The sequence below is a fragment of the Pseudomonas sp. W15Feb34 genome, assembly GCF_023127765.1.
Taxonomy (GTDB): domain Bacteria; phylum Pseudomonadota; class Gammaproteobacteria; order Pseudomonadales; family Pseudomonadaceae; genus Aquipseudomonas; species Aquipseudomonas synxantha_A.
Genome location: NZ_SPKN01000042.1, coordinates 86,614 through 98,999, shown reverse-complemented (window position 1 = coordinate 98,999; position 12,386 = coordinate 86,614). Strand labels below are relative to the sequence as shown.

Genomic DNA, 12,386 nt, shown 5'->3' with positions numbered 1-12,386 from the left:
AATTTTACCCTCGTCTTTTAATTCACTTGCGAGAGGTCTCTATGCACGATCCGTTCGAACAGTCTTTGCGTGACATGCTCAATGCTTCGCCATCCAACCGTGATGACGATGCTTGCCTGGGTCGCGTATTGAAAACCGCCAACCGTCAGGTCGGTGCGGGTGATCTGTTCGGGCTGCTCGGGCGTTGGTTGCCGGCATTGATGATGGCCCTGAACAACGGTTCGGCCCATGTGTCACCGGTTTCGCGCCGTAAACCTCTTGCTCGCACTGCTGATAAGGCTGATTGAATATGGAACTTGATCTCTGGACCCAGAGCCTGGTCACCGCGATGACCGCATTGTGGACCAAGGTTGCGAATTTCATTCCCAACCTGTTTGGTGCCCTGGTCCTGGTGTTGCTGGGCTTTGTCGTGGCCAAGTTGCTCGACACCCTGTTGTCCAAGCTGCTCGCCAAACTCGGGCTGGATCGCCTGATGGCCGGCACCGGTTTGACCAAATTGCTGGGTCGCGCCGGGCTGCAGGTGCCGATTTCTACCTTGATCGGCAAGATCGTCTACTGGTTTGTTCTACTTATTTTTCTGGTTTCTGCAGCGCAATCCCTTGGACTTGAGCGAGTTTCAGCTACGCTCGACATGCTGGCACTGTATTTGCCGAAAGTTTTCGGCGGCGCGCTGGTGTTGCTGGTAGGTGTTTTACTCGCGCAATTGGCCAATGGGCTGGTGCGCGGGGCCGCTGAAGGCGTGGGGTTGGACTACGCGGCAGGCTTGGGGCGAATCGCACAGGGGCTGGTGATCATCATCAGTATTTCCGTCGCGATCAGCCAGTTGGAGGTCAAGACTGACCTGCTGAACCACGTCATTGTGATTGTTTTGATTACCGTTGGTCTGGCCGTTGCACTGGCCATGGGTTTGGGAAGCCGGGAAATTGCCGGTCAGATTCTTGCGGGAATCTATGTGCGTGAGCTATATCAGGTTGGGCAACAAGTGCGTGTGGGCGAGGTTGAAGGGCAGATCGAGGAGATCGGTACGGTCAAGACGACAGTGCTGACCGATGACGGAGAACTGGTTTCGCTGTCCAACCGGATTCTCCTGGAGCAGCAGGTCAGTAGCCGCTAATCCGGCAAACCCTGCTAATGTACGCCGCCGCAAACCCGGGTGACCGGGTTGCAACGGACATTGACCTGACTGCCGGCACGACTTGTTTTGAATAAAGCCCAAACGCTGTCCACGCGCTATGACCCCCGTGAGCTCTCTGATGAGGAGTTGGTCGCGCGCTCGCACACGGAGCTGTTTCACGTAACACGCGCGTACGAAGAATTGATGCGCAGGTATCAACGCACTCTGTTCAACGTTTGTTCAAGGTATTTGGGGAACGATAGAGACGCGGACGATGTCTGTCAGGAAGTGATGCTCAAGGTGCTATATGGCCTGAAGAACTTCGAGGGCAAATCGAAGTTCAAGACCTGGCTGTACAGCATCACGTACAACGAGTGCATCACGCAGTATCGGAAGGAACGGCGAAAGCGTCGCTTGATGGACGCTTTGAGTCTGGACCCCCTTGAGGAGGCGTCTGAAGAAAAGGCGCCGGCACCCGAGGAGAAGGGCGGACTTGATCGCTGGTTGGTGCATGTGAACCCGATTGACCGGGAAATTCTGGTGCTTCGCTTTGTCGCAGAGCTGGAATTCCAGGAAATCGCTGACATCATGCATATGGGCTTGAGTGCTACAAAAATGCGGTACAAACGTGCTCTTGATAAATTACGTGAGAAATTTGCGGGCGAGACTGAAACTTAGTGCGTAGCAAATATCTCTTACGTGTAGGCAAGTTCTGTTAGACTTGTCGCCGAGTTGTCCCCCGGTTTGTGGGACTGCTTTACAATCACCAGATGGGGATTTAACGGATGAAACTGAAAAACACCTTGGGCTTGGCCATTGGTTCTCTTATTGCCGCTACTTCTTTCGGCGTTCTGGCACAAGGCCAAGGCGCAGTTGAAGGCGAGCTGTTCTACAAGAAGCAGTACAACGATAGCGTTAAGCACATCGAAGACGGCTTCAACCCAGGCGCTCGCATTGGTTACTTCCTGACCGACGATCTGTCGTTGAATCTGTCGTACGACAAGACCAACCACACCCGTTCGAACGACGGCACTGGCAACCAGAAGATCAAAGGTGACACTGGCAGCCTCGTTGCTCAGTACCACTTCGGTCAGGCTGGCGTTGATAGCCTGCGTCCATACGTTGAAGGCGGTTTCGGCCACCAGAGCCGTACCAACGTCAAGGCTGACGGCCACAGCGGTCGCGACCAGACCACTTTCGCCACCATCGGTACTGGCGTGAAGTACTACTTCACCAACAACCTGTACGCTCGTGCTGGTGTTGAAGCTGACTACGGTCTGGACAACGGCAAGTGGGACTACTCCGCACTGGTTGGCCTGGGCGTGAACTTCGGCGGTAACGCTGGCGCAGCTGCTCCAGCTCCTACCCCAGCACCAGCTCCAGAGCCAGTTCCAGAGCCAGAAGCTCCGGTTGCTCAGGTTGTTCGTGTTGAGCTGGACGTTAAGTTCGACTTCGACAAGTCGGTTGTTAAGCCTAACAGCTACGGCGACGTGAAAAACCTGGCCGACTTCATGGCTCAGTACCCAGACACCAACGTAGAAGTTGCTGGTCACACTGACTCCGTCGGTCCAGACGCTTACAACCAGAAGCTGTCCCAGCGTCGTGCTGACGCTGTTAAGCAAGTCCTGGTTAAAGATGGCGTAGCTCCTAGCCGCATCACTTCCGTTGGTTACGGTGAGTCCCGCCCAGTTGCTGACAACGCAACTGAAGCTGGCCGCGCTGTTAACCGTCGCGTAGAAGCAGCTGTTGAAGCCACCGCTAAGTAATTAGCCTGGCTTTACAAAAAAACCCGGCTTAGGCCGGGTTTTTTTCGCCTGGAATTTGCCTCAGGCACTGGCCGCCGTCGCCAGGCAAGCCGCCTGCGCAGCACCAGCAACGCTACCAATCACCAGGATAGCCGGGCTTTTCAGGGCGAACGCTTGCGCATCCTCATGCATCCGCGCCAGATCACTGCGGCATTCGCGCTGCTGGGGCAGCGAAGCATTTTCGATCATCGCCACGGGCATGTCCGGGGCCATGCCGCCTTCGAGCAACTGCTGACGAATCTCCTCCAGCTTCGCCACGCCCATGTACACCACCAGTGTGGTTCCACTTTCCGCCAGTGCGCGCCAGTTCAACGCGCTGTCGTCCTGAGTATGAGCAGTGACCAGCGTCACCCCACGGCTCACACCGCGTAACGTCAGGGGAATATCGCAGCTCGTCGCCCCGGCTAACCCCGACGTGATGCCGTTGACCAACTCCACCTCAATGCCACGTTCGCGCAGCCACAGCGCCTCTTCGCCACCGCGACCAAAAATGCACGGGTCGCCGCCCTTGAGCCGCACCACGCATTTGCCCTGGCGGGCATAACGCAGCATCAGGCGATGGATAAAATCCTGGGGCGTGGAGCGGCAGCCACCGCGTTTACCGACGGTAATCACGCGTGCATCGCCGCAGTGTTCGAGCACGGCCGGGTTGACCAGGTCATCAATCAGCACCACGTCCGCTTCATGCAGGGCTCTGACTGCCTTGAGGGTCAGCAACTCCGGATCACCGGGCCCAGCGCCTACCAGCCACACTTTTGCGCTCATGTTGTTCCCCTTACACACTGATGGCGATTGGCTGCGGTTTGCTGGCCAAAAGACGTTTGATTTCCGGCACGCAGGAGCCGCATTGGGTGCCGCAACCCAGTTCCCGTTTAAGTCCATCCAGGTCCAGGCCACGTCCAACGCCCGCACACACGGCGTTTTCGCTGACGTTCTTGCAGTTGCACACAATCTTGTTGCTGGCCGTTGCGGCACCGGGTGGCGCGCTTAAAGGTGCCAACAGCCAGCGTCGCAGTTGTTCGTCGGCGCGGCCTTCCAGCCACAGGCTTTGCAACCAGTGGCGGGCCAGGGTTTCGCCGGCCAGGCGCAGGGCGGTGATACGTCCTTTTTCGATTTTCACGCGCTTGCCGATCGAGCGGCGCGGGTCGTCGTAGGCCATGACCGGACCGTCGTTCAGGCCCAGCAAGTGGTCAATCCGAGTCAACAAATGCAGGTCCGGCGCCTCGGTATGGGCTGCCCGTACCAGCAACGCAGGGCGTTCACGGCCGGCCAGGCTCAGGCTGACGTAGGCAAATTCCTCACACAGCGGGCGCAGCGCTTCGAAATGCTGCTGCACATTGCCCTCGATCAACGCGAACAGCTGCCACGGCAGTTGCACGGCTTCCAGACGCACCCCGCTGTGCTTGAGTTCAGGCTGTTTGGACAGTGGGTCAAACGCCGGTTGGGTGATCACATTGACGCCGCCCTTGAGAAAGCGGTCGCCCCAATGCATCGGCAGAAATGCATGGCCGGGCCGTACGCTGTCATCGCTGCTGACAGCGACGATCACGCTGCCGCGACGGCTTTTCAGGCTGACCAGGTCACCTTCCTGGAGGCGGTGGCGGCGAAGCTCGTCCGGGTGCAGGCTCAACAGCGCTTCACTGACATGCCCGAACAACTGTGCGGCCGTGCCGGTGCGGCTCATACCGTGCCACTGGTCACGCAGACGGCCGGTGATCAAGGTCAGGGGGAAGCGCGCGTCCCGTTGTTCCTTGGCCGCGCGGTAAGGGGCGGCCACAAACCGCGCCCGGCCATTGTCGGTGGGGAAGATGCCATCGCTATACAGGCGCGCTGTGCCTGTCTGTGCGCCTGTGGGAAACGGCCATTGCTGCGGGCCGAGTTGGTCGAGCAGGCCATGGCTGATACCGGACAAGTCGAGGTCACGCCCTTGAGTGAGCCCCTTGAACTCGTCAAACAGCTGCGCCGGCTGTGCAAAGGCGAACAGGCTGGGCAACCCTGGCCGTAGGCGACGCTCCAGGCGCTGTGCGAAATCTACGGTAATTGCCCAGTCCGCCCGCGCCTCTCCCGGTGGGCTGATGGCGCGGCGTACGTGGGAAATACGCCGCTCGGAATTGGTGACCGTGCCGTCTTTTTCGCCCCAACTGGCGGCAGGCAACAGCAGGTCGGCATAAGTGGCGGTTTCGGTGGTGCGAAAAGCCTCCTGCAACACCACGAACGGGCACGCCGCCAAGGCCGCACGCACGGCGTTCTGGTCGGGCAAGGATTGTGCAGGGTTGGTGCAGGCGATCCACAGGGCCTTGATCTTGCCTGCCTGCATCTGTTCAAACAGTTCGATCGCGGTAAGGCCGGCGGGTGCAGGCAGTTGCTCCACACCCCAATAGGTGGCCACTTCAGCGCGATGTGCCGGGTTGGACGCCTCGCGGTGGCCCGGCAGCAGGTTGGACAGGCTGCCGGTTTCGCGACCGCCCATGGCATTCGGTTGACCGGTCAGGGAAAACGGCCCGCACCCCGGCCTGCCAATGGTGCCCGTGGCCAAGTGCAGGTTGATCAACGCGCTGTTTTTTGCGCTGCCGGCAGTGGATTGGTTGAGGCCCATGCACCATAGCGACAAAAAGCTGCTGGAGGTGCCGACCCACTGCGCACACAGGCGCAACTGTTCGACGCTGATCCCGCACAACTGCGTGACCATCTGCGGCGTGTAGTCATGCACCAGGCGTTTGAGCTCGGCCAAGCCATCGGTGTGGGCCTGGATGAACGCACGATCAATCCAGTCTTCCCACAGCAGCAAATGCAAAATCCCGTGAAACAACGCCACGTCCGTCCCCGGCAAGATTGCCAGGTGCAGGTCAGCCAAATCGCAGGTGTCTGTACGCCGAGGATCAATTACCAGTACTTTCATCTGCGGGCGCTGCGCTTTGGCCTGCTCCAGGCGTCGGAACAATACCGGGTGGGCGTAGGCCATATTACTGCCGACGATCATCACGCAGTCGCTGTTTTCCAGGTCTTCATAACTGCATGGCGGCGCATCGGCGCCCAGGCTGCGTTTGTAGCCGACCACCGCCGATGACATGCACAGCCGAGAATTGCTGTCGATATTGTTGGTGCCTACCAACGCCCGGGCCAGCTTGTTGAAGCTGTAGTAATCCTCGGTCAATAGTTGCCCCGAGATATAGAACGCCACGCTGTCCGGGCCGTGCTCGGCGATGGTCTCGGCGAACACGTTGGCGGCGTGATCCAGGGCGGTGTCCCAGTCGGTACGGGTACGGGCCAAACCTTTGCCCAGGCGCAACTCCGGATACAGGGCGCGTGCGCTCACGTCGCCGGTCAGGTGCAGGCTGGCGCCTTTGCTGCACAATTTGCCGAAGTTGGCCGGATGGCTCGGATCGCCTTGTACCCCCAGGATCTGCTCGCCGTCATGCTCGATCAGCACGCCGCAGCCCACGCCGCAATAACAGCAGGTGGACGCGGTGGTCTGGCGGTTCATCAACCCGCGTCCCGCAGGGCCAGCATCACCCGGCCGTTTTCTACCCGGGCCTGATGATGGTGGGCGCAGCCGATATCCGGCGCCTGGGCTTCGCCGGACGCCAGGTCAATCTGCCAGTTGTGCAGCGGGCAGGCGACGCGCTTGCCATAGATTAAGCCTTGGGAGAGCGGGCCGCCCTTGTGCGGGCAACGGTCGTCAAGGGCGAAGACTTCGTCGTCACTGGTACGAAAAATCGCGATGTCGCCTTTGGGCCCACTGATGATGCGCGAGCCCAGGGTATTGATTTCATCAAGGGCGCAGATATCCAGCCAGTTCATAGCGACACCTCCAGTTGTTTGACCGGGATAACGTCGAACTCCTTTTTCAGCAGCGGCTGTTCCAGGCGTTCCTTCCACGGGTCCTGTTCGAATGACAGCGAGAACTGCAAACGCTCATTGAGCGCCTGGCGGCGGGCCGGGTCTTCCAGAACGGCCTTCTTGATGTGCTCCATGCCCACCCGTTGCAGGTAGTGCACCGTGCGTTCCAGGTAGAACGCTTCTTCGCGGTACAGCTGCAGAAATGCGCCGTTGTATTCGCGCACTTCATCGGCGGTCTTGAGCTTGACGAAAAACTCCGCGACTTCGGTCTTGATGCCGCCGTTGCCACCGATATACATCTCCCAACCGGAGTCGACACCGATAATTCCCACGTCCTTGATGCCCGCTTCCGAACAGTTGCGTGGGCAACCGGACACCGCCAGCTTGACCTTGTGCGGTGACCACATATTGAACAGGTCATGCTCCAGTTCGATGCCCAGTTGGGTGGAATTCTGCGTGCCGAAACGGCAGAACTCGCTGCCCACGCAGGTTTTCACGGTGCGGATGGATTTGCCGTAGGCATGGCCGGACGGCATGTCCAGGTCCTTCCACACCCCTGGCAAGTCCTGCTTCTTGATGCCGAGCAAGTCGATGCGCTGGCCGCCGGTGACTTTCACCATCGGCACGTTGTACTTGTCGGCCACATCGGCGATGCGGCGCAGCTCCGAAGGATTGGTCACGCCGCCCCACATCCGTGGGACTACAGAGTAGGTGCCGTCTTTCTGAATATTGGCGTGGGCCCGTTCGTTGATCAGTCGTGATTGCGGGTCGTCCTTGGCCTCGCCCGGCCAGGTTGAAATCAGGTAGTAGTTGAGAGCGGGGCGGCAGGTGGCGCAGCCATTGGGGGTACGCCAGTTCAGGTAGCGCATGGTGCTGTCGATAGTCAGCAAGTGCTGCTCGCGGATAGCCTGACGGATCTGCCCGTGATTAAGGTCGCTGCACCCACAGATGGCCTTTTCGCTTTTGGGTTTGACGTCAGCCGCGCCGCCCACGGTGTTGATCAGGATCTGCTCAACCAGCCCGGCACAGGAACCGCAGGAGCTGGCGGCCTTGGTGTGTTTTTTCACCTCATCGACGCTGAACAGCCCTTGTTCCTGGATTGCCTTGACGATGGTGCCTTTGCACACGCCGTTGCAGCCGCAGACTTCGGCGCTGTCGGCCATGCTCATGGCTTTGTCCTGGCCTTGATGGCCCACATCGCCCAAGGCGTTCTCACCGAACATCAGGTGATCGCGGATCTCGCCAATTGCATGGTTCTCACGGATCTGGCGGAAGTACCAACCACCATCCGCGGTATCGCCGTACAGGCACGCACCGACCAGGATGTCGTCCTTGATTACCAGCTTCTTGTATACGCCGCCGATCGGGTCGGAGAGGGTGATGGTCTCGGTGCCTTCACCGCCCATGAAGTCGCCGGCAGAAAAGAGGTCGATGCCGGTCACCTTCAGCTTGGTCGAGGTCACCGAGCCTTTGTAAGTGGCAAAGCCCAGTTGGGCCAAGTGGTTGGCGCAGACCTTGGCTTGTTCGAACAGCGGCGCCACCAGGCCATAGGCGATCCCGCGATGGCTGGCGCATTCGCCGATCGCGTAGATGCGCGGGTCGTAGGTTTGCATCGTGTCGTTGACCAGGATCCCACGGTTGCAGGGGATGCCGGACTTCTCCGCCAGTTCGGTGTTGGGGCGGATACCGGCGGCCATCACCACCAGGTCGGCGGGGATGATGTCGCCATTTTTGAATTGCACCGAGCCGACGCGACCATTACCGGCATCATGCAAGGCCTGGGTTTGCTCGCACAGGCGAAACACCAGGCCACGGCTTTCCAGTTCGGTTTGCAGCAACTGGCCGCTGGTCTTGTCCAGTTGGCGTTCCAGCAGCCATTCACCGAGATGCACCACCGTCACGTGCATACCGCGCAGCATCAGGCCGTTGGCCGCTTCCAGGCCGAGCAGGCCACCACCGATCACCACCGCGTGCTTGTGGGTCTTGGCGGTGTCGATCATCGCCTGGGTATCGGCAATGTCGCGGTAGCCAATCACGCCCTGCAAGGTGTTGCCGGGAATCGGCAGGATAAACGGCGTAGAACCGGTGGCGATCAGCAGGCGATCGTACTCGGCCTCGGTGCCGTCTTCGGCGATGACTTTGCGCTTGACCCGGTCGATCTGCACCACCTTGCGGTTGAGCAGTAGCTTGACGTTGTTATCCAGGTACCAGTCGAGGTCGTTGAGCACGATCTCTTCGAAGGTTTGCTCACCGGCCAGCACCGGCGACAGCAGGATGCGGTTGTAGTTGGTGTGGGGCTCGGCGCCGAATACGGTGATGTCGTACAGCTCGCTGCTCAGCTTGAGCAATTCTTCAAGGGTGCGAACCCCGGCCATGCCGTTGCCGATCATCACCAGTTTGAGTTTTTTCATGTCGTTCTCCGCAATGGCTCGACAAATCATGCGCAAACAAAAAAAGGCGTCCCCGCTAGTCAGCTAGCGAGGACGCCTTTGTCCTGGTCCCGTTCTCTCGGGAAGCTCGACCCTTCGACGTTGAAGGGGCGGCTATATGTGGGTTGTTGGAAGACCTAATGCAGCAGCTGTGCCAAGTTGCATACCCCCAGTTTTATTGGGCGTTTAAACAGGAGAGAGGTGGATTTTGCTCGTTAGTGGTGCAGCAGCCAGTACAGCAGCACCAGATTGATCAACAGTGAGGCCACTGCCAGGGTTTGCCAGACCTTCAGCGGCTCGCGCTCCAGCAGCGGCCGTGGCCGTACGCTCAGTTCGCGGCGGTCAGCCTGTTCCAGTACCAGCAGCCATTCTTCGGCAGTTTCATAGCGCTGTGCGGGCAGGGCGGCCACGGCGCGCTCCAGGCTGTGGGGCAACCAATCCGGCAGGTCGGGGCGATAGCGGCTGGCGCTGACAGGCTGGTTGAAACGCGGGCGTTGGAAGGCTTCGATTTCGCCGTAGGGGTAATGCCCAGTCAGCAGGTAATACAAGGTCACACCGACACTATACAAATCCTGTTGCGCAGTAGGATGCTCGCCACCGAAAGCTTCGGGTGCGATAAAACTCGGGGTGCCGGGCAGTAAGTGGGCACGGTCTTCAGAAAGGCCAGGGCAGTAGGCCAGGCCAAAGTCCAGCACCCGCAGTTCCCCGTCATCGCCCAGCAGCAGGTTTTCCGGCTTGATGTCGCGGTGCAGAATCTGTCGGCGATGCAGCAGGCCCACGGCGCGCAGCAAGCGTTCGGCGATTGACTGCCATTGCGCCAGCGGCAGCGGGCCTTGTTGTTGAAACAGCTGGGCGAGGGTCTGCCCGGGGTATTCGCGCATCACGTAGTACAAATGCTGACGACCACTGGCGGCATGCACCTCCGGAAAGGCACGGCCAGCGACGCGGCGCAGAAACCATTCCTCCGATAACAAGGCTTGGGCGGCGTCGGTGTCATCGTGGCGCAAGGGCAAGGTCTTGAGCAGCCAGGGTTGCCGCTGCGCATCGTGCACGCGGTACAGCAACGATTGCCGACTCTGCGCCAGCACGCTTTGCACCTCCCAGCCTTCAAAGATCTGCCCAACCTTCAGCGGCGGCGGCGTTGGCCATTGCTGCAACTGCACCAAGGCGTCGCCGAGGGTGGCGGCGCCGAGTTGGTCGATGCGCACCAGCAAGGCGCTGGCGTTGTCTTGGCTGCCGGCCAGGTGGGCGGCGCTGACCAGGGTGCTGACGGCCAGGTCGAGGTCGTCTTGCTCACGCAGAATCGCGCCAATGCTGTGATCGCCCAACGTCGCCCACACCCCGTCGCTGAGCAAGAGGAAACATTCGCCCTCGCGCAATTGGCCGTCGAGGAAGTCCAGCACCAGGTGCTGATCCAGGCCAAGGGCGCGTTTGAGTACGTGCTGCATACCCGGCTGTTCCCACACATGGTCTTCGCTGAGGCGTTGCAACTCGCCGTCGAACCAGCGATATGCACGGCAATCACCGACATGGGCCAGCGTGAAGCGTTGGCCGCGAAACACTAGGGCGCTGAGGGTGGTGAGCAACGGTTGCCCACCACCGTTGGCTTGCAGCCAGCGATTTTGCGCGACCAACAGACGTTCGAGCGCCTGGGCCACCCCCCAGGTCTGCGGCGTGGCGTAGTAGTCCAGCGCCAGCGCCTGCAAGGTCGAGCGCGCGGCCAAGCCACCGTCGGCGCATTGGCTGACGCCATCGGCCAATGCGCACAGGTAGCCTTTGCTCGCCGCCAGTTCCGCCATCGGTGTGACCACCCGCAGCGCATCCTGGTTTTCACTGCGTGGGCCAATGGCGCTGGCCTGGGCGACGCTCAGTCGAAGGCTCATCAGACGCGGGCAGCGGTGACCGCAGCCGAGCCCCAGGTGGTTCTCCAGCGGCGCTTGACGCCATGCAGGCCAAACCAGGCCAGCACTCCGAGGCTGGCGAACAACCACAGCGCCAACTGGTAACTGCCGGTGCTCTGTTTGATCGCGCCCATGCCGGCGGCGAGGGCGAAGCCGCCGATGCCACCGGCCATGCCGATCAAGCCGGTCATTACGCCGATCTCACTGCGAAAACGCTGCGGCACCAATTGGAATACCGCGCCATTTCCGGCACCCAGGCCGAGCATGGTGCAGACGAAAAGCGCCAGCGCCGCGTAGGAGCTGGGCAGGTTGAAACCCACTGCGGCAATACAGATCACCGCCACGCTGTACATGCCGAGCAGGGTCTTGATCCCGCCAAAACGGTCGGCCAGGGCGCCGCCCAGCGGGCGCATCAGGCTGCCACCGAACACGCAGGCCGCGGTGTAGTAACCGGCGGTCACCGGGCTCAGGCCGTATTGGTCGTTGAAGTAGCCGGGCAGGGCGCTGGCCAGGCCGATGAAGCCACCAAAGGTCACGCTGTAGAAGAACATGAACCACCAGCTGTCGCGGTCGCCCAGGGCCTTGAAGTAGTCGGCCATGGACTTGGCTTTCGGACGTTGTGGCGCGTTGCGTGCGAGCCAGGCGAATACGATCAGGGTAAGGACCAGCGGAATCAGCGCAAAGCCGAACACATTGCTCCAGCCGAACGCAGCCGCCAGCACCGGTGCCAGCAAGGCGGCAAATACGGTGCCGGAATTACCGGCACCGGCGATGCCCATGGCCTTGCCCTGGTGCTCTGCGGGATACCACTGCGATGCCAGGGGCAGAGCCACGGCAAAGGAGGCACCGGCCATGCCCAGAAACACGCCCAGCAGCAAGGCTTGCTCGTAACTGTGGATCCCCAGCTTCCAGGCGCAGAACAGCGCCACGATCACAATCACTTGGCCTATCAGCCCAGCGGTCTTGGGTGACAGCTTGTCGGCCAACATGCCCATCAGAAAACGCAGGACCGCGCCCGCCAGGATCGGCGTGGCCACCACCAGGCCGCGCTGCTGGGTGGTCAGGTGCAGGTCGGCGGCAATTTGCACCGCCAGCGGGCCCAACAGGTACCAGACCATGAAACTCAGGTCGAAATACAGGAACGCGGCAAACAGGGTCGGGGTATGCCCGGATTTCCAGAAGCTTGATTTCATCACGCACCTCAACGGTTGGGGGTCTGAAACGAAAAAACGCCGCCACCGGGTTCGCGAGGGCAAACCGGGTGGGCGACGTCTTTGTCGTGGAGGGGCAACCGCCG

At 60.5% G+C, this 12,386-nt stretch carries 10 protein-coding genes; 4 read left to right on the top strand and 6 right to left on the bottom strand.

All coding sequences use genetic code 11. The features are described from left to right. The first annotated feature begins 41 nt into the window (after window positions 1-41). The 4 genes from E4O97_RS19400 (at window position 42) to E4O97_RS19385 (ending at window position 2,880) form a co-directional block, all read left to right on the top strand. Window positions 42-287, top strand: coding sequence for a hypothetical protein (locus E4O97_RS19400; RefSeq protein WP_005790375.1), 246 nt, complete (start codon window positions 42-44; stop codon window positions 285-287). Between the two features lie 2 nt (window positions 288-289). Further along, window positions 290-1,114: a mechanosensitive ion channel domain-containing protein gene (locus E4O97_RS19395; RefSeq protein WP_003193288.1), complete on the top strand. Its 825-nt coding sequence runs from the start codon at window positions 290-292 to the stop codon at window positions 1,112-1,114. An 87-nt stretch (window positions 1,115-1,201) separates the two neighbouring features. Continuing rightward, window positions 1,202-1,792 (top strand): RNA polymerase sigma factor SigX, encoded by a 591-nt coding sequence (sigX, locus tag E4O97_RS19390; protein ID WP_003193286.1) that lies wholly within the window; start codon window positions 1,202-1,204, stop codon window positions 1,790-1,792. 107 nt (window positions 1,793-1,899) lie between these two features. Further along, window positions 1,900-2,880, top strand: coding sequence for an OmpA family protein (locus E4O97_RS19385; protein ID WP_005790371.1), 981 nt, complete (start codon window positions 1,900-1,902; stop codon window positions 2,878-2,880). Between the two features lie 60 nt (window positions 2,881-2,940). Here the strand turns inward: E4O97_RS19385 and cobA are convergent, their stop codons facing one another. The 6 genes from cobA to E4O97_RS19355 form a co-directional block, all read right to left on the bottom strand. Next, window positions 2,941-3,684 (bottom strand): uroporphyrinogen-III C-methyltransferase, encoded by a 744-nt coding sequence (gene cobA / locus E4O97_RS19380; RefSeq protein ID WP_032879920.1) that lies wholly within the window; start codon window positions 3,682-3,684, stop codon window positions 2,941-2,943. Between the two features lie 10 nt (window positions 3,685-3,694). Further along, window positions 3,695-6,403, bottom strand: coding sequence for a nitrate reductase (locus E4O97_RS19375; protein ID WP_248161988.1), 2,709 nt, complete (start codon window positions 6,401-6,403; stop codon window positions 3,695-3,697). Beyond that, on the bottom strand, window positions 6,403-6,720 hold the full coding sequence (nirD, locus tag E4O97_RS19370) for a nitrite reductase small subunit NirD (RefSeq protein ID WP_005790365.1): 318 nt from the start codon (window positions 6,718-6,720) through the stop codon (window positions 6,403-6,405). Before nirD ends, E4O97_RS19375 begins: the two co-directional genes overlap by 1 nt. Beyond that, entirely contained in the window at window positions 6,717-9,170 is a 2,454-nt protein-coding gene (gene nirB / locus E4O97_RS19365) for a nitrite reductase large subunit NirB (protein WP_032879922.1), read from the bottom strand. Before nirB ends, nirD begins: the two co-directional genes overlap by 4 nt. 233 nt (window positions 9,171-9,403) lie before the next feature. Next, window positions 9,404-11,071, bottom strand: a complete 1,668-nt coding sequence (locus tag E4O97_RS19360) for a bifunctional protein-serine/threonine kinase/phosphatase (RefSeq protein ID WP_248161985.1) — start codon at window positions 11,069-11,071, stop codon at window positions 9,404-9,406. Then, window positions 11,071-12,282 (bottom strand): nitrate/nitrite transporter, encoded by a 1,212-nt coding sequence (locus tag E4O97_RS19355; protein ID WP_078822055.1) that lies wholly within the window; start codon window positions 12,280-12,282, stop codon window positions 11,071-11,073. The genes E4O97_RS19360 and E4O97_RS19355 overlap by 1 nt, the downstream gene beginning before the upstream one ends. Window positions 12,283-12,386: the final 104 nt, after the last annotated feature.

Coding starts and splice junctions, on each gene's coding strand:
- E4O97_RS19400 (WP_005790375.1), top strand. CDS start 42: ATGCACGATCCGTTCGAACAGTCTTTGCGTGACATGCTCAATGCTTCG.
- E4O97_RS19360 (WP_248161985.1), bottom strand. CDS start 11,071: ATGAGCCTTCGACTGAGCGTCGCCCAGGCCAGCGCCATTGGCCCACGC.
- nirB (WP_032879922.1), bottom strand. CDS start 9,170: ATGAAAAAACTCAAACTGGTGATGATCGGCAACGGCATGGCCGGGGTT.
- E4O97_RS19385 (WP_005790371.1), top strand. CDS start 1,900: ATGAAACTGAAAAACACCTTGGGCTTGGCCATTGGTTCTCTTATTGCC.
- E4O97_RS19375 (WP_248161988.1), bottom strand. CDS start 6,403: ATGAACCGCCAGACCACCGCGTCCACCTGCTGTTATTGCGGCGTGGGC.
- E4O97_RS19395 (WP_003193288.1), top strand. CDS start 290: ATGGAACTTGATCTCTGGACCCAGAGCCTGGTCACCGCGATGACCGCA.
- E4O97_RS19355 (WP_078822055.1), bottom strand. CDS start 12,282: ATGAAATCAAGCTTCTGGAAATCCGGGCATACCCCGACCCTGTTTGCC.
- nirD (WP_005790365.1), bottom strand. CDS start 6,720: ATGAACTGGCTGGATATCTGCGCCCTTGATGAAATCAATACCCTGGGC.
- cobA (WP_032879920.1), bottom strand. CDS start 3,684: ATGAGCGCAAAAGTGTGGCTGGTAGGCGCTGGGCCCGGTGATCCGGAG.